At 72.2% G+C, this 16,893-nt stretch carries 19 protein-coding genes; 3 read left to right on the top strand and 16 right to left on the bottom strand.

The window, feature by feature from the left end; all coding sequences use genetic code 11:
* Window positions 1-194: 194 nt before the first annotated feature.
* Window positions 195-1,094: an ABC transporter ATP-binding protein gene (locus tag HBO46_RS04940; protein WP_166140092.1), complete on the top strand. Its 900-nt coding sequence runs from the start codon at window positions 195-197 to the stop codon at window positions 1,092-1,094.
* Window positions 1,091-1,906 (top strand): ABC transporter permease subunit, encoded by an 816-nt coding sequence (locus tag HBO46_RS04935; RefSeq protein ID WP_166140093.1) that lies wholly within the window; start codon window positions 1,091-1,093, stop codon window positions 1,904-1,906. The genes HBO46_RS04940 and HBO46_RS04935 overlap by 4 nt, the downstream gene beginning before the upstream one ends.
* Window positions 1,907-2,090: 184 nt before the next feature.
* Here the strand turns inward: HBO46_RS04935 and HBO46_RS04930 are convergent, their stop codons facing one another.
* Window positions 2,091-2,273 carry a hypothetical protein gene (locus HBO46_RS04930; protein WP_166140094.1) on the bottom strand — a complete coding sequence of 61 codons (183 nt, stop codon included), beginning with the start codon at window positions 2,271-2,273 and terminating at the stop codon, window positions 2,091-2,093.
* 203 nt (window positions 2,274-2,476) lie between these two features.
* Here HBO46_RS04930 and HBO46_RS04925 point away from each other — a divergent pair, with 203 nt between their 5' ends.
* Window positions 2,477-3,745 carry a uracil-xanthine permease family protein gene (locus tag HBO46_RS04925; RefSeq protein WP_166140095.1) on the top strand — a complete coding sequence of 423 codons (1,269 nt, stop codon included), beginning with the start codon at window positions 2,477-2,479 and terminating at the stop codon, window positions 3,743-3,745.
* A 45-nt stretch (window positions 3,746-3,790) separates the two neighbouring features.
* Here the strand turns inward: HBO46_RS04925 and HBO46_RS04920 are convergent, their stop codons facing one another.
* The 15 genes from HBO46_RS04920 to HBO46_RS04850 all read right to left on the bottom strand — a co-directional run bounded on the left by HBO46_RS04920 (window position 3,791) and on the right by HBO46_RS04850 (window position 16,882).
* A complete protein-coding gene (locus tag HBO46_RS04920) occupies window positions 3,791-4,717 on the bottom strand; it encodes a hypothetical protein (RefSeq protein ID WP_166140096.1) in 927 nt (308 codons plus the stop codon).
* A 124-nt stretch (window positions 4,718-4,841) separates the two neighbouring features.
* Window positions 4,842-5,675 carry an HpcH/HpaI aldolase/citrate lyase family protein gene (locus HBO46_RS04915; RefSeq protein WP_224769377.1) on the bottom strand — a complete coding sequence of 278 codons (834 nt, stop codon included), beginning with the start codon at window positions 5,673-5,675 and terminating at the stop codon, window positions 4,842-4,844.
* Window positions 5,676-5,709: 34 nt separating this feature from the next.
* Window positions 5,710-6,870 (bottom strand): acyl-CoA dehydrogenase family protein, encoded by a 1,161-nt coding sequence (locus HBO46_RS04910; protein ID WP_166140097.1) that lies wholly within the window; start codon window positions 6,868-6,870, stop codon window positions 5,710-5,712.
* Complete coding sequence (locus tag HBO46_RS04905) at window positions 6,870-7,304, bottom strand: Zn-ribbon domain-containing OB-fold protein (protein WP_166140098.1); 435 nt, start codon at window positions 7,302-7,304, stop codon at window positions 6,870-6,872. Before HBO46_RS04905 ends, HBO46_RS04910 begins: the two co-directional genes overlap by 1 nt.
* A gap of 83 nt (window positions 7,305-7,387) precedes the next feature.
* Window positions 7,388-8,542: an acetyl-CoA acetyltransferase gene (locus HBO46_RS04900; protein WP_166140099.1), complete on the bottom strand. Its 1,155-nt coding sequence runs from the start codon at window positions 8,540-8,542 to the stop codon at window positions 7,388-7,390.
* Complete coding sequence (locus HBO46_RS04895; RefSeq protein ID WP_166140100.1) at window positions 8,539-9,018, bottom strand: MaoC family dehydratase; 480 nt, start codon at window positions 9,016-9,018, stop codon at window positions 8,539-8,541. The genes HBO46_RS04900 and HBO46_RS04895 overlap by 4 nt, the downstream gene beginning before the upstream one ends.
* The gene (locus HBO46_RS04890) at window positions 9,015-9,530 is read right to left on the bottom strand and encodes an FAS1-like dehydratase domain-containing protein (RefSeq protein ID WP_166140101.1); all 516 of its coding nucleotides are present in this window, start codon (window positions 9,528-9,530) and stop codon (window positions 9,015-9,017) included. Before HBO46_RS04890 ends, HBO46_RS04895 begins: the two co-directional genes overlap by 4 nt.
* Window positions 9,527-10,780 carry a RidA family protein gene (locus tag HBO46_RS04885; RefSeq protein WP_166140102.1) on the bottom strand — a complete coding sequence of 418 codons (1,254 nt, stop codon included), beginning with the start codon at window positions 10,778-10,780 and terminating at the stop codon, window positions 9,527-9,529. Before HBO46_RS04885 ends, HBO46_RS04890 begins: the two co-directional genes overlap by 4 nt.
* The gene (locus HBO46_RS04880) at window positions 10,777-12,198 is read right to left on the bottom strand and encodes an MmgE/PrpD family protein (RefSeq protein WP_166140103.1); all 1,422 of its coding nucleotides are present in this window, start codon (window positions 12,196-12,198) and stop codon (window positions 10,777-10,779) included. The genes HBO46_RS04885 and HBO46_RS04880 overlap by 4 nt, the downstream gene beginning before the upstream one ends.
* The gene (locus HBO46_RS04875) at window positions 12,198-13,418 is read right to left on the bottom strand and encodes a CaiB/BaiF CoA transferase family protein (RefSeq protein WP_166140104.1); all 1,221 of its coding nucleotides are present in this window, start codon (window positions 13,416-13,418) and stop codon (window positions 12,198-12,200) included. Before HBO46_RS04875 ends, HBO46_RS04880 begins: the two co-directional genes overlap by 1 nt.
* Window positions 13,415-14,449, bottom strand: a complete 1,035-nt coding sequence (locus tag HBO46_RS04870; RefSeq protein WP_166140105.1) for an LLM class flavin-dependent oxidoreductase — start codon at window positions 14,447-14,449, stop codon at window positions 13,415-13,417. The genes HBO46_RS04875 and HBO46_RS04870 overlap by 4 nt, the downstream gene beginning before the upstream one ends.
* A gap of 4 nt (window positions 14,450-14,453) precedes the next feature.
* On the bottom strand, window positions 14,454-14,990 hold the full coding sequence (locus tag HBO46_RS04865) for a MaoC family dehydratase (protein ID WP_166140106.1): 537 nt from the start codon (window positions 14,988-14,990) through the stop codon (window positions 14,454-14,456).
* A gap of 62 nt (window positions 14,991-15,052) precedes the next feature.
* On the bottom strand, window positions 15,053-15,808 hold the full coding sequence (locus HBO46_RS04860) for a FadR/GntR family transcriptional regulator (RefSeq protein WP_166140107.1): 756 nt from the start codon (window positions 15,806-15,808) through the stop codon (window positions 15,053-15,055).
* A 10-nt stretch (window positions 15,809-15,818) separates the two neighbouring features.
* Complete coding sequence (locus HBO46_RS04855; RefSeq protein WP_166140108.1) at window positions 15,819-16,541, bottom strand: alpha/beta fold hydrolase; 723 nt, start codon at window positions 16,539-16,541, stop codon at window positions 15,819-15,821.
* Window positions 16,538-16,882: an antibiotic biosynthesis monooxygenase family protein gene (locus tag HBO46_RS04850; protein WP_166140109.1), complete on the bottom strand. Its 345-nt coding sequence runs from the start codon at window positions 16,880-16,882 to the stop codon at window positions 16,538-16,540. Before HBO46_RS04850 ends, HBO46_RS04855 begins: the two co-directional genes overlap by 4 nt.
* Window positions 16,883-16,893: the final 11 nt, after the last annotated feature.

Genomic DNA, 16,893 nt, shown 5'->3' with positions numbered 1-16,893 from the left:
GCCTCCCGGGGACCGGCCGAAAGTCTGACCCCGCCCCCGGCACCTCGACCGAAAGCACGACCGACTCGGAGCCGCGCGGCCGATGCCCGGTGACCACGAGCGCCGTCACGGTGGAGGTCTGGTCCTGCGCACCCGGTGCAGGCCGGCACAGGAGGACACCATGTCCAGCGCACTCGCACGCACGGGTCGAGCCCATGATCACCGTTGAGTCCCTGACCCGGAGGTACGCCGGCCTCACCGCCGTCGACGACATCTCCTTCACCGCCCAGCCCGGACGCGTGACCGGTTTCCTCGGTCCGAACGGCGCCGGCAAGTCCACCACGATGCGCATGATGGTCGGTCTGACCGTCCCGACCTCCGGCTCCGCGACCATCCATGGCGAACGGTTCGCCGACCTCCCGAACCCCGGCCTCGAGGTGGGCGTCCTGCTGGACGCCTCCGCCCAGCACGCCGGTCGCACCGGCCGCGAGATCCTCGCGTGCGCCGCCGCCACGATGGGGCTGCCCGGCTCTCGCGTCGAGGAGATGCTCGAGCTGGTGAGCCTCGCCCCCGCCGAGGCCACCCGACGGGTCCGCACCTACTCCCTCGGCATGCGCCAGCGGCTCGGCATCGCCACGGCGCTCCTCGGAGATCCCCGGGTGCTGATCCTCGACGAGCCCGCCAACGGGCTCGACCCCGCCGGGATCCGGTGGATCCGCGACCTGCTGACGGGCTTCGCCGACCAGGGCGGCACGGTGCTGCTGTCCTCCCACCTGCTCCACGAGATCGAGGTCATCGCCGACGACCTGGTCGTCATCGGCAACGGCCGGATCGTCGCGTCCGGCAACAAGGAGGAGCTCCTCGCCGCAGCCGGGACCCTCGCCCGCTCGACCTCACCGCGCGACCTTGCCGACGCACTCGAGCAGGCCGGGATCCCCGCCACGCTCGCCGGGGACGGCTCGGTCCGCACCGACGCCGACCCCGATCGGGTCGGGACCACCGCCCTGGCCGCCGGCATCGCCCTCACCGAGCTGCGGTCCGCCGACGGTGCCGGGCTCGAAGACATCTTCTTGTCGCTCACTGCCGACACCCAGCGCGAAGGAGCTGCGACATGACCGCCCTGACCGTCCCGCCGGGCACCACCACGAAGGCCGCACCGCTTCGCCGGACCGCCCCGCCCATCCCGACCACTCGGCTGGTCAAGGTCGAGCTGCGCAAGATGTTCAACACCCGCTCGGGCTTCTGGATGCTCATCGGCATCGGCGTCCTGTCGGTCGTCGCGACCGGGGCGGTCATCGTCTTCGCTCCCGACAGCGCCGTCACCTACGAGAGCTTCGCGACTGCCATCGGCCTCCCCATGTCGGTGATCCTGCCGATGATCGCGATCCTGGCCGTCACGAGCGAGTGGAGCCAGCGCAGCGGACTCACCACGTTCACCCTGGTCCCGAGCCGCGGGCGCGTGATCGGCGCCAAGGCGATCGCGACCGTCGTGGTGGGCGTCGGCGCGATGGCCGTCGCCTTCGCGGTGGGCGCCGTCGGCAACGTGGCCGGCTCGGCGCTTGCTGGCGTCGACACAGTCTGGGACGTGTCGCTGTCCACCGCACCCCAGATCGTGCTCGGCAATCTGGTCGGCATGGCGATCGGCTTCACGCTCGGCACGGTGCTGAGGGCCTCGGCCGCGGCGATCGTCGGGTACTTCGTGGTCTCACTCGTCCTGCCCGGCGTCCTCGCCCTGCTCGCGTCGGTACGGGACTGGTTCCTGGACCTGCAGCCGTGGATCGACTGGAACTACACCCAGGTGCAGCTCTTCGCGGGCGCCACGAACACCGCCGAGGAGTGGGCGATGCTCGGGTCGACCACGCTGATCTGGATCGTCATCCCCCTCGCCGTCGGGCTGCTCTCCCTGCGCCGCTCCGAGGTCGCGTAGTCACACCCGCCGGCGGCGGTGTCCGCAAGGGTCCGCTGCATGGACTAGTGGATCGCCTCGTGGAGGACCAGCAGGTCGCGTCCGAGCGCCGTCCCGGAGTCCTTCTGCTGGGTCTCTTCCGCGGCATCTCTCGCACCAGCCACTACGGCCGCGCTCCCCGCACCTTGCCGGACACGATCACGCTCTACCGGATGCCGAAGCGGCGGCTGAGGAGCCCGACCACCGACTCAGCCCCCAGGGCCAGCAGCGCCACCCCGGCCTCGGCCTCGCTCAGCGACCACACCGGCGCATCAACCACGGCGTCCAGCGCCTCGTGCACGCACGCCACCGCCGCGGCCACCGGGTGGCCGGATCGGGACTCAACCACCGACCGTCCCGACCAGTCGTTGTCGCAGGTCAGAGCACCTGTGGACAACCCCGTCAGCCCAGGAACCAGATCACCGCGTGCCCGCTTCTTGTGTGCGGCGCCACGCGGACCGGGCCAGCGTTTTTCGACCGATCCCCGGTCCCGGCTAAAGTCCCGCGGGCACACCGCTTACCCGTACGGTGGCCCAGGAGGAGACTTTCACGATGCCCTGGACCCTGCACGGCGACGGTCGCACCGTCGCTTCGGACGCCATCGTCCGCCCCGAGGAGCGGCTCTCGTGGCCGCGCACGCTCGGCTTCGGCGCGCAGCACGTCGTCGCGATGTTCGGCGCGACGTTCCTGGTGCCGGTCATCACCGGCTTCCCGCCCACCACCACCCTGTTCTTCTCCGGTGTCGGGACGATGCTGTTCCTGGCGCTCAACCGCAACCGGCTGCCCAGCTACCTCGGCAGCTCCTTCGCCTTCATCGCGCCAATTGGTGCGGCGATGGGCGACCACGGCATGGGCGCCGCCCTGTTCGGCATCCTCGTCACCGGCGTGCTGCTCGCCGTCGTCGGCGCCGTCGTCGCCGCGACCGGCACCCGCTGGATCGACATCCTGATGCCGCCGGTGGTCACCGGCGCGATCGTCGCGCTGATCGGCTTCAACCTCGGCGGAGCGGCGACCAGCAACTTCGCGGAGGCGCCGTGGATCGCGACCCTGACCCTGGTCACCATCTGCGTGGTCGCCGCGGCGTTCCGCGGCATGCTCGCCCGCCTCTCGATCCTCGTCGGCGTCGTCGTCGGCTACGTCGCGACCGCCTTGGCCGGCGACCTGGACTTCACCGCGGTGCGGGCAGCCGACTGGGTCGGCCTGCCGGAGTTCAGCACCCCGACCGCCACCTGGTCGATCGTGCCGATGTTCCTGCCGGTCGTCTTCGTGCTGGTCGCCGAGAACGTCGGGCACGTGCGCAGCGTCGCCCACCTGGTCGGGGACTCCTCGATCAACGACCGCACCGGCACCGCGCTGCTCGCCGACGGCGTGGCCACCAGCCTGGCCGGTCTCGGCGGTGGCTCGGCCACCACGACGTACGGCGAGAACATCGGCGTCATGACCGCGACCCGGGTCTTCTCCACCGCCGCCTACTGGGTGGCGGGCGTCGCCGCGGTGCTGCTGAGCCTCTCCCCCAAGTTCGGTGCCCTGCTCAACACCATCCCGCCGGGCGTGCTCGGCGGCGTGACGGTGGCGCTCTACGGCCTGATCGGCCTGATCGGCGTGAAGATGTGGGTCGACAACGGCGTGGACTTCTCCAAGCCGGTCAACCAGTTCCCGGCGGCCGCCGCGCTGATCATCGGCATCGGCGACCTGACCCTCAACGCGGGCGACATGACCTTCACCGGCATCACCCTGGGCACCGTGGCCGCCATCGGGCTCTACCACGGCATGGTGCTGCTGGGCCGCCTGCGCGGGGACGAGGACCGGGCCAGCTCCTGAGCCGCTCGCGTTGCGGCGGACCGGTCCGGAGATCCGGGCCCGGGCTCAGGTCCGCCGCAGCGAGCGCACGCCCCCGAGCAGCACCCCGACGACGAACACCCCGAGCGAGACCGCGACCGCTATCCAGGTGGCCCAGCGCAGGTCGCTGAGCAGCACCTGGCTGACCGCGTCGGTCACCGCCGAGTCGACCTCGGGCACCGAGTCCACCAGGTGCCGCTGACCGACCCAGAGCGCCCCGAGCAGCACAAGGGCGCCGATCGCGCTGCCGAGGCCGAGGCGACGCAGCGCCGCCGGTCGGTTGCGGGCCGCGAGCAGCGCGAGCCCGAGGCACACGATCCAGGCCACCGGCAGCACGGTGGCGACCGTGTCGAGCGCCCGGTAGGCCCGGGAGGCACGCTCGACGTCCTGGGGCTCCATCAGCGTGAACGACACCGAGTCGAGCGGGCCACGCGCCACCGTGATGCCCTCGCCGGTGAGCTCGTCGACCACCGCGTCCACGATCGGCGCGAGCTTGAGGACCACGCCGGCATCGTCGCTCTCGCCGGACTCCAGCGCATCGATCAGCTCGGCGTGGGCCTCCCTGTTGGCGGCGTCCCAGGCGGTCGCGAACGCCGGCTGCTCCATCACCTTGCGCACCACCCCGGCGACGAAGGTGGCGCCCCGCTCCTCCAGGCCCGAGGCGGCGGGGCCCAGCCACGAGCGCAGTTCCTCGCTGACGCCGAGGTCGGCCAGCCCCGCGTCGAGGCGGTCCGCCGCGGCGGTGAGGTCGACCTGGTCGATCGTCTCCTTGACGACCCGTTCCTCGACCGCGTCGCGCACCGCGTCGTCGCTGGAGACGGGGGCGACGGTCTCGACGTAGCGGTCGGTGTCGGAGAGGACCCCCGCCGTCCAGACGGCCGCGAGGGTCAGCGGGAGCAGCACGCAGGCCAGCAGGCCGGCCACGCCGCTGAGGAGACGCAGCACGAAGGTCATGGTCCGAGGCTAGGCCCGCGGTGATGAGTCAGCCCGGACCCGGCCGGGTGGGCCGGGGTCCGGGCTGCGCTCGTGGCGGCGTACGACGGGGATCGCCCGCGCACGCCTGTCTGAGAGGTGCGGCTCAGCGCACGCGGGCCAGCACCATGCGGGCCTGGCGCAGCACGGCCTCGTCGACGAAGCGGCCGTCGGCGTCGACCCCGACCGCGTCGGCGCCGTCGAAGCGGGCCAGCAGCGCGGTGGCCTTCTCGACCTGCTCGGCGCTCGGGGTGAAGACCTCGTTGGCCACCGCCACCTGCGCCGGGTGGATGCAGGCGCGCCCGACGAACCCGAGCCGGGCCGCGGCCTCGGTCGAGGCCCGGAAGGCGTCGAGGTCGCGGAACTCCACCGAGACCGGGGCGATCGGCGGCGCGATCCCCGCCGCGGCCGAGGCGAAGACGACCTGGCTGCGGGCGAAGAGCAGCTCGCGCTCGTCGGGACCGGCGCTGATGCCGACGTCGGCGGAGAGGTCGGCCTCGCCGATCTGGATGCGCTGAACCCGCGGCGCGGCCGCGATCTCGCGGGCGGAGAGGATCGCGTGGGCGCTCTCCAGCAGCGGCACCACCCGGACGTCGGAGCCCAGCGAGGTGAGCAGCGCGTCGAGCTCGACGAGCTCCTGGGCGGACTCGGTCTTGGCGACCGCGAGGCCGGCCAGCCCGGCGCACCCGGCCACGGCCCGCACGTCGAGCTCGCGCTCGGGCCCCGGGTTGATCCGCACCCAGACCCGGACGTCGGTCTCGGGCAGCGAGTCGAGCCAGGTGGCGACGAGGTCGCGGGCGAGCGGCTTGTTGGCCGGCAGGACGGCGTCCTCGAGGTCGACGATCAGCTCGTCGGCGCCGCGGTCGAGGGCCTTGCGCAGCTTGTCGGGCGCGTCGCCGGGGACGTAGAGCGCCGAGCGGGCCAGCGGGGCGGTCGACACAGGAGTCTGCCCAGGAGTCTGCCCAGGAGTCTGCTCAGCCAACGATCGTCTCCTTCTTGATCAGCGACTTCGCCACGACGGTGCGCAGGATGTCGTTGGTGCCCTCGCCGATGCTCATCAGGATCGAGTCGCGGTAGAGCCGCTCGACCTCGAACTCGGTGGAGTAGCCGTAGCCACCGTGCACCTTCATCGAGTCGATCGCGGCCTGGAGCGCGACCTCGGAGCAGAAGATCTTCGCCATGCCGGTGGCGCCGTCGGCGCGACCGGAGCGCACCGCGTCGGCGGCCCAGTAGGCCATCAGGCGGGCGGCCTGGACCTGGGTGCCGAGCTCGCCGAGCTTGAGCTGGATCGCCTGGAAGTCGGAGATCGGCTGGCCGAACGCCTTGCGCTCCTGGGCGTAGGCGAGCGCCTCGTCGTGGGCGCGCTGGGCGATGCCGACCGAGCGGGCCGCGATGTTGACCCGGCCCCACTCCAGCGCCGAGAGCACCTGCTGCATGCCGCGGCCCTCGACGCCGCCGACGAGCTGGGAGACCGGCACCTTGACGTTGTCGAGCAGGATCTCGCAGGACTCGGTGCCCTTGTAGCCGAGCTTCGGGATGTCCTTGGTGACCTCGAAGCCGGGGGTGCCGGCCTCGATGAGCAGCACGCTCATGCCCTTGTGGGCCGGCGACGCGGTCGGGTCGGTCTTCACCAGCACCGGCAGCGGGTCGGCGTAGCGGGCGTTGGTGATCCACATCTTGGCGCCGTTGACGACGTAGTGGTCGCCCTCCAGGCGCGCGGTGGTGCGGATGCCCTGGAGGTCGGTGCCGGCGTCGGGCTCGGTGAGGCCGATGCCGGTGCGGCGCTTGCCGGTGGCGAGGTCGGGCAGGTACTTCTGCTTCTGCTCCTCGGTGCCGTGCATCGAGATCAGCCGGCAGGCCAAGGAGTGGCTGCCGAGGATCCCGGCGATGCCCATCCAGCCGCGGGCGATCTCCTCGAAGACCAGCGCGAAGGCGACCGGGTCGAGGTCGAGGCCGCCGTACTCCTCCGGCACCGTGATGCCGAACAGGCCCATGTCCTTCATGCCCTCGACGATCTCGGTCGGGTAGCGCCCGGCCTGCTCCCACTCACGGGCGACCGGGACGATCTCCTTGTCGACGAACTGGCGCAGCAGCGCCTTGAACTCGCGCTGGTCCTCGTCGAGCTGGAAGTCCATCAGTGCTCCTTGGTGGTGGTGTCGGGGGTGTAGTACGGCAGTGCGCGACCGTCGGGGAGGTCGACCCAGGCGACGGTGACCGGGTCGCCGATGCGCCAGCCGGCCTCGCCGGGCACCGCCGGCTCGAGGCGCGTCAGCACGACCGGTCCCTCGGCCAGGCGCACCCGGGCGACGGTGTACGGCGCGCTCAGCTCCGGGCGCGGGGCCCGGTGCACGACGGTGAAGGTGTCGACGGTGCCGGTGCCGGCCGCGTCGACCTGGGTCAGGTGCGCCATCGAGCCGCACCCGGTGCACAGCGCCTTCGGCGGGTGCTGGACCGCGCCGCAGGCCGTGCACGACTGCACGGTGAGCCGGTGCTCGCGGGTGGCGTCCCAGTACGCCGCGCTGTTCTCGTCGGCGGGCGGAACCTCGCCGGGGGTCCAGTCGGTACTCATGATTTCCTTCTGATGAGCTCGCAGCTCGACCGCATCCTCACCGTTGCCTTCCGTGTGCAGGCCGCCGCGGTCTCGCGCTTCGCTCATCGGTCAACCCCCAGGACGACGGTCGCGTGCGTGGACAGGATGCCGCCGGTGCCGTGGGCGACGGCGATCTCGGCGCCCGGCACCTGCCGCTCGCCGCACTCGCCGCGCAGCTGGCGCACCGCCTCGACGAGGAGCAGGACGCCGTACTGGCCGGGGTGGCAGTAGGACAGCCCGCCGCCGTTGGTGTTGAGCGGCAGCGCGCCGCCGGGACGGATCCGGCCGTCGGCGATCAGGTCGAGCGCCTCGCCCTCCCCGCAGAAGCCGAGCGCCTCGATGCTGAGCGCCGCGGTGATCGTGAAGGAGTCGTAGACCTCGACGACGTCGACGTCGGCGGCGGTGATGCCGGCCCGCGCGTAGGCGTCCTGCGCCGCACCGCGGGCGCCGGGCACAGACAGGTCGGCCACCGCGGTGAAGGAGGTGTTGGTGCTGCGCTCGCCGTAGCCGAGCACCTCGACCGGCGCCTTGGCCAGGTCGCGGGCCCGCTCCAGCGAGGTCACCACGACCGCTCCCCCGCCGTCGGTCACCAGACAGCAGTCGGCGGCGGTCAGCGGCGAGGAGATCATCGTGGAGTCCACGACGTCGGAGACGCTGAGCGAGCCCTTGCCGTAGCGGAACGCCTTCGGGTTCAGCAGCGCCCACTCGCGCGCCGCGATCGCGACCTCGGCGAGCTGCTCGCGGGTGCCGCCGTAGCGGTGCAGGTAGCTCTGCGCCGCCATGGCGTAGTACGACAGCGGGTAGAGCATGTCGTAAGGCTCCTCGAACTGCGCCTCGGGGATCCACGGCTCGTGGACGCCGCCCAGCTTGCGCGAGCGGGCCGAGCGCTGGTTGGAGGCGAAGGAGATCACCACGACGCTGGCCTGCCCGGCCTGGATGGCCTGGGTGGCGCGGGCGAGGTACATCTCGAAGGCGCTGCCGCCGGAGAACGTGGAGTCCGTCCAGGTCGGCACCACCCCGAGGTAGTCGGCCAGCTGGGTCGCGGAGAACCGCGAGATGCCGTTGGTGGCGATGCCGTCGACGTCGGCGAGGGTCAGCCCCGCGTCGGCGAGCGCGCGGGTGACCGCCTGGGTCTGCAGGGTCAGGATCGAGGAGCCGGTGACGCCGAGGTCGCACTCCGCGGCCCCGACGATCGCGACGCCGGTCCCGGTGCTCATCGAGTGGCTCCCGGGCCGTCGGGGGTGCCGAGCAGCACCACGGCGCGCGCCGGCGCGGCCGCCGCCCGCCCGTCGGAGCCGTCCTCGGCCACCACGACGACCTTCATCTCGACGCTGATCCGGTCCGCACCCACCTCGGTGACGGTGCCGGTGCAGCGCAGCCGCTCCCCGGCGAAGACCAGGTTGCGGAAGGTGAAGTCCAGCTGGTGCACGAAGGACTGCGGGCCGAGCCAGTCCTGGAGCATCTCGACCAGCAGGGCGCCGTAGACCTGGCCGTCGACGATCGGGCCGGGCAGGCCCTTCTCCGCGACGTACGCCGTGTCGTAGTGCAGCTTGTGCCAGTCCCAGGTGGCGCCGGCGTAGGCGACCATGTCGGTCAGGGTGATCGTGCGCTCCAGCGGCGCCACGACGTCGCCGACCGCGATGCTCGCCTGGTCGACGAAGGTGTCGACGAAGGTCTCGGGGAAGTCGCTCATGCCTGCTTCTCCGCTCCGCTGCTCGCGAGCGAGACGAAGATGATGGTCTCCGCGTTCTCGGCCAGCAGCTCGTCGTCCTGGTTGGTGTAGGTGGCGGTCGAGCCGATGATCAGCATCGCGTTGCCCGAGCCGGTGACCTTCTCGGTCACCGAGGTGATCCGCCAGGTCGCCGTGACGACGTCCTCGGGGCGGATGCGGCGGTGGAAGGTGTAGGAGTTGCCGCCGCGGACCTGCCGGCTGTTCGGGATGTCGAGGTCCCAGGTGTGCCCGGCGTAGCCCTCGTGGTCCATCGGCAGGCCGGCGTACTGGTTGGTCTCGCAGACCAGCGTCAGCGGGGCGGTGACACCGGCGAGGCCCTGGGCGCGGGCGTAGGCGGGGTCGGAGTAGAGCGGGTTCGCGTCGCCGATCGCGAGACCGAAGTAGCGACCGGACGCGGCGCCGAACGGCTCCGGGGCGGTGTAGACCTTGGTGCGGCCCTCGAGGGCGCGGACCTCGTCGGTCAGCAGGCTCACTTGGCCTCCCCCTGGACAGCGCCGGTGACGGCCGGGTGGTCGGCGGGGTACAGCGCCAGCGGGAAGACCTCGAGCAGGAACTCGGGGCGCAGCAGGCCCTGGCAGATCGCGCCGGTGGAGGCCGGCCACGGCGACTGCAGCAGCCGCTCGCGCACCCCGGCGACGGCGCGGTAGTCCGGGATCGCCGACTCCACGCAGTACTCGGTGGTCTCCAGCAGGTTGCTGGCGTCCAGTCCGGCGTGCTTGAGCAGGTGCAGGATCGCCTCGAAGGTGACCTCCGCCTGGGCGCCGATGTCACCGGGGTGCAGGGCCTCCTGGGTCTCCATGTCCAGGGCCGCGAAGCCGGACATGAACAGCGTGCGACCGGCCTTCACGCCGGGGGCGTAGGTGAGCGTGTCGTAGCGGCTCCAGCCGGGGTTGACCAGCTCGAGCGGGTGCCGCGAGGCGGTCACGTCGATGGCGACCAGCTGGCCGGGCTTGTGCAGGCGGCTCATCAGGATGCCGCCGGCGCCGGGGTAGACGCCCGCCTCGTTGTTGCCGAGCAGCTCCTTGCGGACCCGGTGGGTCTTGCGGTACTCCGCACGGGTGTCGGGGGTGGAGTAGTCGTAGGTGGTGACCGCGTGGTCGAGGCTGAGGCCGACCTGCTCGAGCAGCACGCCGGCCTGCTCGAGGCAGTAGCGGTACTGCGCGGCGAAGTCGCCGGGGTGCACGACCTCGCCGGACGCGTCGATCGGAACCATCGTGGGCAGGTAGACGGTGCCGTCGTGGCCCTCGGTGATCGGCGAGGCGACCCAGGTGCCGGCGTCGCGGGCCTCGCTGGCCACGCGGAGCTGCTCGCCGCCGCCCTTGACCGCGTGCAGCTCGACCTCGAGCCACGCGGCGCGGCGCACCAGGCGCTCGACGACCACGGTGCGCACCGTCGGCTCGTGGGCGCCGAAGACCTCACGGCGTACGGCGGCCGTGGTCTCGTACTCCGGCAGGCCGGCGAGGGTGACGTTCTCGGTGACCCGGGTGACGTCCTCGGGGCCGAAGCCGGCGCCGGCGAGGATGGTCAGGCACTTCTCGTAGGCGATCCGCGACTGCTCCTCCATCGAGCCCGACACGGTCATCTTGCCGACCGCGGGGTCGTGGCGCGCCGAGGTGTGGCCCGAGGTCCAGGCCGCGTCCCCCTCGGACAGGCCGAGGCAGAAGGTGAACCCCTCATAGGGGAACCAGGGGAACTCGGCGGGCTTGATGGCGTTCAGGGTCATGCGGAGGCCTCCGTGCGGGGAGAGGGGGCGGGGACGGGGTGCTCGGCCGCGCGGGCGGCCAGGGTGAGCAGGACGGTGAGGTCGCCGGAGTCCGGCAGGGCGCGTACGGCGCTGGCCAGGTCGTCGGCGAGCTCGCCGACATTGCCGGCGAACTTGGTGAACAGCCCGGCGTCGGACAGCGGGTTGGAGCCGCCGCCGGGGCTGCGGTCCAGGCGCCCGACGACGGTGCGACCGTCGCGCAGCGTGAGCGCGACGTGCCCGGCGGCGTCGGCCGCGACGCCGTCGCCGGCGGTGATCTCCCAGCTGACCTTGGCTGCCAGCTCACTGATCTCGCTGCGGGACAGGTTGGTCTCGGCGTAGGTGTCGACGCCGACGGCGCCGTCGATCAGCAGCGCGGCCACGCTCCAGGGCAGCGAGAACTTCGCGGCGTACGCACTGGCGGGCCGGGTCAGGTCGCGGTCCGGGGCGCAGACCACCGTCGCGGAGTCGGGGTGCACCTGCGCGTGGATCGCGGTGACCTCGCCCGCGTCGACGCCCGCCTCGGCCAGGGCGAGCTGGGCCGCGGCCATGGTGACGTGGGCGAGCTGGCAGGTCGGCCACGGCTTGATGCCGATCCGGGTGGTCTCCCAGTCGGCGGGGTCGTCGCTGCCGAGGCCGCGCAGGAGCACGCCGGTGTCGACCGTGCCGGCTGCGACCGAGGCGGGTGCCAGCGCGTCGTACACGCCGTGCGGGCCGTCGAAGACGCTCTCGGGCCCGGTGGCGCCGGCGGCCGCGAGCCGGGCCGCGAGGATGCCGGACTGCGAGGCGAAGCCGGGGTGCAGCTGCTTGGTGCTGGCACCGGTGGCGAGGAACGCGAGCAGGCCGCCGGCCTGGCTCCCGGCGATGCCGAGGGCGTGGGTGGTGGTGGCGGCGTCCAGGCCCATCAGCCGCGCGGCGACGGCGGCCGAGGAGAAGACCCCGGCCACCATCGTGGCGTGCAGGCCGCCGGCGTGGAAGCCGTTGGGGGCGGCGGCGGCCACCCGGCAGGCGATCTCGTAGCCGACGACCGCGGCCTCGAGGACCTCGCGGCCGCTGGCGCCCACCTGCTCCCCCACCGCGAACGCGGCGGGCAGCACGACGGCGGTGGAGTGCACCAGGCCGCCGGCGTGGGTGTCGTCGAAGTCCAGCGCGTGCACCAGGGTGCCGTTGGCCAGGCCCGCCGCGGGGGCGGAGACGCGGGTGGCGGAGCCGAGGATCGTGGCCTCGGCCGGCCCCCCGAGACCGGTGGCCACGGTGAGCGCCGGCAGCGCGGCGCCGGCGCGCGCGCCGGCCACGGCGTTGCCGACACCGTCGAGCAGGTGCCGCAGTGCGGCGTGGGTGACCTCGTCGGGGAGGCTGAGCGGCCCCACCGCCCAGGCTGCGAGCTGCGGCGCGAGCATCAGACCGTGCCCTCGGGCGCGACCGGGCCGAACGCTCCGGCCGCCTTGAGCTCGGCGATCTTCTCCTGGTCGTAGCCCGCGACCTCGGTGAGGACCTGGTCGAAGTGCTCGTTGCGCTGCGGCGCCCGGACGTACGTCGGGAGCTCGGAGCCCACCCGCACCGGGGAGGCGACCTGGCGCACCGTGCCGTAGCGCGGGTGCTCGGTCTCCACGATCAGGTTGCGCGCGATCGTGTGCGGCTCCTTGAGGGCGGCCTCCACGTCGTTGATCGGGCCGCACGGGATCGAGGCGGGGTAGCACAGCGAGAGCCAGTGGTCCACGGTCTCGGTCTTGAAGATGTCCTCGAGCAGCCCGGTCAGCTCGGCCTGGTGCTGCTGGCGCAGCGAGAAGGTCGCGAACTTCGAGTCGGGGGTCGCCCACTCGGGGTGGCCGATGACCTCGGCGAGACGCACCCAGAACTTCTCCTTGGCGCAGCCCACGACGAACCAACCGTCGGATGCCTCGAAGGCCTGGAACGGCACCAGCGAGGGGTGCGCGGAGTGGCTGATGCGCTTCGGGGTGTAGCCGGCGTTCATGTGCCAGGTGGCCGGGTAGGTCAGCATCGACATCGCGGTGTCGTAAAGGCTGACATCGCAGTCCATGCCGACGCCGTCGCGGCGCGCGGCGTGCAGGCCCGAGAGCAGGGACAGCGCGGCGACGTACCCGCCGGAGAAGTCCACGAGGGACAGCCCCGACTTGGTGGGCGGGCCGTCCGGCTCGCCGGTCAGCTCCATCCAGCCGGCCAGCCCCTGGAGCACGTAGTCGTAGCCGGGCTCCTTCTTGCGCGGGCCGGTCATGCCGAACCCGGTCAGGGAGCAGCACACGATGGCGGGGTTGAGGTGCTTGAGCTGGTCGTAGGTGATGCCGATCTTCTCCGGCACGTCCCCGCGCAGGTTGGAGTAGACGGCGTCGGCGTTGCGGACCAGGTCCTCGAAGACCGCGCGCCCCGCAGGCGTCTTGATGTCCAGCGAGATCGACTGCTTGTTGCGGTTGAAGGTCTCGAAGAAGAGCGAGTCCTCCTCCTCGAAGTACGGCGGCACGTAGCGCCCGACGTCGCCGCCGACGCTGGGGTCCTCGATCTTGATGACCTCGGCGCCGAGGTCGGCGAGGTGCACGCTGCCGAACGGGCCGGCGCCGTACTGCTCGAGGGAGATGATGCGGACGTCCTGCAGCGGCTTCACTGACGGCCTCCTGTGATCATGCTGATCAGCTCGATGATGCGGTCCTGGGCGATGCGGGTCTCGGCCGCCGCGATGCCGTGGGTCGGCGGGCTGAGCTTGACGGCGTCCGCCTTGCCCTCGTACGCCGCGATCTGCTCGGCGACCTTGTCCGGGTCGCCGTTGAGGGTCAGCGCGTCGACCATCTCGTCGCTGACCGACTCCGCGAGATAGTCGGCGCCCTGGCCGGAGCGGAACGCCTCGATGACGCCCTGCTGCTGCTCGCCGAGGCCGTGGAACTCGAAGAAGTCCGCGTAGGTGCGCACGCTGGCGTAGAAGCCGACCAGCCCGGCGACCCGGCGCTTGGCCGCCGACGCGTCGGGGTCGACCGAGCAGCAGGCGGACACGACGAGCTCGATGTCGCTGCGCTCGCGCCCCTCGACCGCGGCCAGGCCGGCGTCGATCTCGGGCAGGATCCGCTGCTCGAGGTAGGACGGCGAGCACAGCTCGTGGCTGATCCAGCCGTCCGCGATCCGGCCGGCGAGACGGGTCATCGCCGGGCCCATCGCGGCCAGGTAGATCGGGATGTCGGTGCGCAGCACCGGGAAGGGGCGCTCGTAGCCGCGGATCCGCATCGGCTCGTACTCGCCGTCGAGGTCGATCCGCTCGCCCGTCGTGCAGGTCTCCCAGAAGTGCCGCACGTTGCGCACGGTCTCGCGCAGGTGCCCGACCGGCTTGCCCCAGCGAGCGTTGTGCCAGTCCTCGTTGAGGCGCTGCACGCCGGTGCCGAGGCCGAGGATGAAGCGGCCCTCGGAGATCTCGTCGAGGTCGAGCGCCTCGAGGGCGGTCACCATCGGGCTGCGGGTGAACGCCAGCGCGATCGCGGTGCCGACCTGGGCGGTGCTGGTGGCCTGGGCGATGGCCGCGGCGCTCAGCGTCGCGGAGCGGTGCAGCTCGGGCACCCACACCACCTCGGCGCCGGCCTCCTCAGCGCGCCGCGCGGCGTCGGCCAGCTCGGCCAGCGTCTCGCCCCAGGGGGCGTAGGTGATCCGCATCCGCTCAGCCCTCGGCCAGCGGCGTGCCGTCGATGAGCGCCTTCTTGCCCTCGGGGAAGATCCCCTGCAGCTGCTCGGCGCCGCGCTTGTAGACGTAGAACATCCGCTTGAAGGAGCAGACCTCGTCGCCGGTCTGGTTCAGGGTGCGAGTCTTGACGGTCACGATCCCGGCGTGCGGGCGGCTCGCGGACTCCCGCTTCTCCAGCACGACCGACTCGCTGTAGAGCGTGTCGCCGGCGAAGACCGGGTGGGTCATCTTGATGTCGTCCCAGCCCAGGTTGGCGAACGCGTTCTGGGTCAGGTCGGTGACGCTCTGGCCGACCGCGATCGCGACGGTCAGCGTGGAGACGACCAGCGGCTTGCCGAACTCCGACTTCGCGGCGTACTCGCTGTTGAAGTGCATCTGGTTGGTGTTCATCGTCAGCAGCGAGAACGAGATGTTGTCGGCCTCGGTGACGGTGCGTCCCAGCGGGTGCTGGTAGATGTCCCCGATCTCGAAGTCCTCGAAGAACCGTCCCTGCCAGCCTGCCTGCACGCCCACGACGCACTCCATCCCATTGTCGGTGTCTGTGCTCCCGACCTTAAATGTCTGATGTTTCGGCGTCAAGAGTTTGGAACGTTGTTCCGATCTTGACGGCGCTCGCGGTCGATGCGCTCGTACGTCGGGCGCAGCCCGCCGAGGTGGGCACGCTGGGCCTCCTCGGCGCCGGCGACGTCGCCGGCGCGGACCCGGTCGAGGATGTCGCGGTGGTCGTGGTCGACCCGGGCCCAGAACTCGACGGGGGCCTGCCGGCGCACGAAGCGCTCGTAGACCACCCCGAAGATGGGGGCGGTGACCGCCTCGAGGACCGGGTTGCAGGCCGCCCGCAGCAGCCCCACGTGGAAGTCCCGGTTGGCCCCGAACATCAGGTCCGGGTCACCGCCACGGGGGTCGAACAGCGTCTCGCCGAGCAGGCCGAGGTGCTCCTCGGTGTGCCGCGCGGCGGCGAGGCCGGCGGCCGGCACCTCGAGCATCTCGCGGACCTCCAGCAGCGACTCCACCGACACCGAGTCGGCGTCGGTGAGCAGCGCCAGGCTGGACTGGACCAGGCCGGCGATGTCACCGGGCTGCGGCGCCGCCACGAACGACCCGCCCGCGACCCCGCGCCGGGTGATCAGCAGCTGCTCGGTGGCCAGCGCGCGCAGCGCCTCGCGCACGGTGCTGCGCGAGACGCCGTACAGCTCGCAGAGCTCGGGCTCGGCCGGCAGCCGGTCGCCCGACTTCAGCGTCCCGGAGAGGATCTGGGCGCGCAGGGTGTCGGCGAGCACGCGGTACGCCGGACCGGCGCTGCTCGCGCTGCCCTCGGGTCGGTCTGCCATGGGCGGCAGCCTAGTCCGCAGGCGCCGCAAACGTCTGACGTATGCCACGGGGCGCGCCCGCCGCCGCCAGCAGCAGCTCCGCCACCAGCGCCGGGGCCGTCATCGGGGCGTCATGACCACAGTCGAGCAGCACGTCACGCTCCCCCGCCGCCGCGCGGCGCGCCTGGGTCACCCGCGAGGGGTAGCCCTCCGGCGTGCCCGCGCAGAAGGCGAAGACCTGCGGCACCCCCGCCGGCACCGCGGGCACGGGGTCCAGCGACGGCGCGACCGGCGTGCCGCACAGGCGCGCGTTCATCCAGGCGGCGGTCTCCTCGTCGAGGTCACCGCCCGCGACCAGCGGGCGCGGCGGGACGACGAGGTCGCGCGCGGGGTCGGGGCCGCCGTGGCCGAGCAGGTCGACCGCCCGCTCGCCGGGCCGCGGTACCGCGGCGTCGAGGTGCACCAGGCAGCGCAGCCGCTCGGGGACCCGCGCCGCGAGGGCGGTGGTGACGATGCCGCCCTGGCTGTGCCCGACCAGCACGACGTCGTGCAGGTCCTCGGCCACCACCAGCGCCTCCAGGTCGTCGACCCAGCTGTCGAGGCCGCGCACCTCCCCGGCGTACGACGACCGCTCGCCGGTGCCGAGCAGGCTCGGCGCGTGCACGTCGTACCCCGCGGCGACGAGATGGGGACGCACCCGCTGCCAGGCCCAGCCGCCCCGGAAGGCGCCGTGGACCAGCACGAACACGCTCATGCCGGGCCCGGCTCGTCGGTGACCACCTCGAGGTACTCGCGGGGGTAGGAGTCGTAGGGGCGCAGGTGCTCGTACATCAGCTCGGTGTGCTCGACGTAGCCCTCGGCGCGCGTGCACTCCTCGTAGCTCTCGACGCAGTCGAACCAGCGCAGGTGGGTGAAGTGGGTGGGGTCCTCGACGCCGCGCACGAGCCGTCGCCCGCGGAAGCCCGGATGGTGGCGGAAGAACCGCCCGAACTCCTCGTTGCGCGCGATGTAGCCCTGTGCGTGCTCCTCGCCGGGCTTCGTCCAGGCCTGGCTCACCACCACGATCATCCCGGTTCCTCTCGTCAGATAGATCATATATAGATAGG

The organism is Nocardioides ochotonae (assembly GCF_011420305.2).
GTDB lineage: Bacteria > Actinomycetota > Actinomycetes > Propionibacteriales > Nocardioidaceae > Nocardioides > Nocardioides ochotonae.
This window is presented reverse-complemented; position numbering and strand designations above follow the sequence as displayed.

What these genes read in the sequence shown, in the direction of transcription:
- HBO46_RS04905 (WP_166140098.1), bottom strand. Translation starts at nt 7,304, where the DNA reads ATGAGTACCGACTGGACCCCCGGCGAGGTTCCGCCCGCCGACGAGAAC.
- HBO46_RS04935 (WP_166140093.1), top strand. Translation starts at nt 1,091, where the DNA reads ATGACCGCCCTGACCGTCCCGCCGGGCACCACCACGAAGGCCGCACCG.
- HBO46_RS04855 (WP_166140108.1), bottom strand. Translation starts at nt 16,541, where the DNA reads ATGAGCGTGTTCGTGCTGGTCCACGGCGCCTTCCGGGGCGGCTGGGCC.
- HBO46_RS04940 (WP_166140092.1), top strand. Translation starts at nt 195, where the DNA reads ATGATCACCGTTGAGTCCCTGACCCGGAGGTACGCCGGCCTCACCGCC.
- HBO46_RS04910 (WP_166140097.1), bottom strand. Translation starts at nt 6,870, where the DNA reads ATGGACTTCCAGCTCGACGAGGACCAGCGCGAGTTCAAGGCGCTGCTG.
- HBO46_RS04850 (WP_166140109.1), bottom strand. Translation starts at nt 16,882, where the DNA reads ATGATCTATCTGACGAGAGGAACCGGGATGATCGTGGTGGTGAGCCAG.
- HBO46_RS04880 (WP_166140103.1), bottom strand. Translation starts at nt 12,198, where the DNA reads ATGCTCGCGCCGCAGCTCGCAGCCTGGGCGGTGGGGCCGCTCAGCCTC.
- HBO46_RS04900 (WP_166140099.1), bottom strand. Translation starts at nt 8,542, where the DNA reads ATGAGCACCGGGACCGGCGTCGCGATCGTCGGGGCCGCGGAGTGCGAC.
- HBO46_RS04885 (WP_166140102.1), bottom strand. Translation starts at nt 10,780, where the DNA reads ATGACCCTGAACGCCATCAAGCCCGCCGAGTTCCCCTGGTTCCCCTAT.
- HBO46_RS04860 (WP_166140107.1), bottom strand. Translation starts at nt 15,808, where the DNA reads ATGGCAGACCGACCCGAGGGCAGCGCGAGCAGCGCCGGTCCGGCGTAC.
- HBO46_RS04870 (WP_166140105.1), bottom strand. Translation starts at nt 14,449, where the DNA reads ATGCGGATCACCTACGCCCCCTGGGGCGAGACGCTGGCCGAGCTGGCC.
- HBO46_RS04895 (WP_166140100.1), bottom strand. Translation starts at nt 9,018, where the DNA reads ATGAGCGACTTCCCCGAGACCTTCGTCGACACCTTCGTCGACCAGGCG.
- HBO46_RS04925 (WP_166140095.1), top strand. Translation starts at nt 2,477, where the DNA reads ATGCCCTGGACCCTGCACGGCGACGGTCGCACCGTCGCTTCGGACGCC.
- HBO46_RS04920 (WP_166140096.1), bottom strand. Translation starts at nt 4,717, where the DNA reads ATGACCTTCGTGCTGCGTCTCCTCAGCGGCGTGGCCGGCCTGCTGGCC.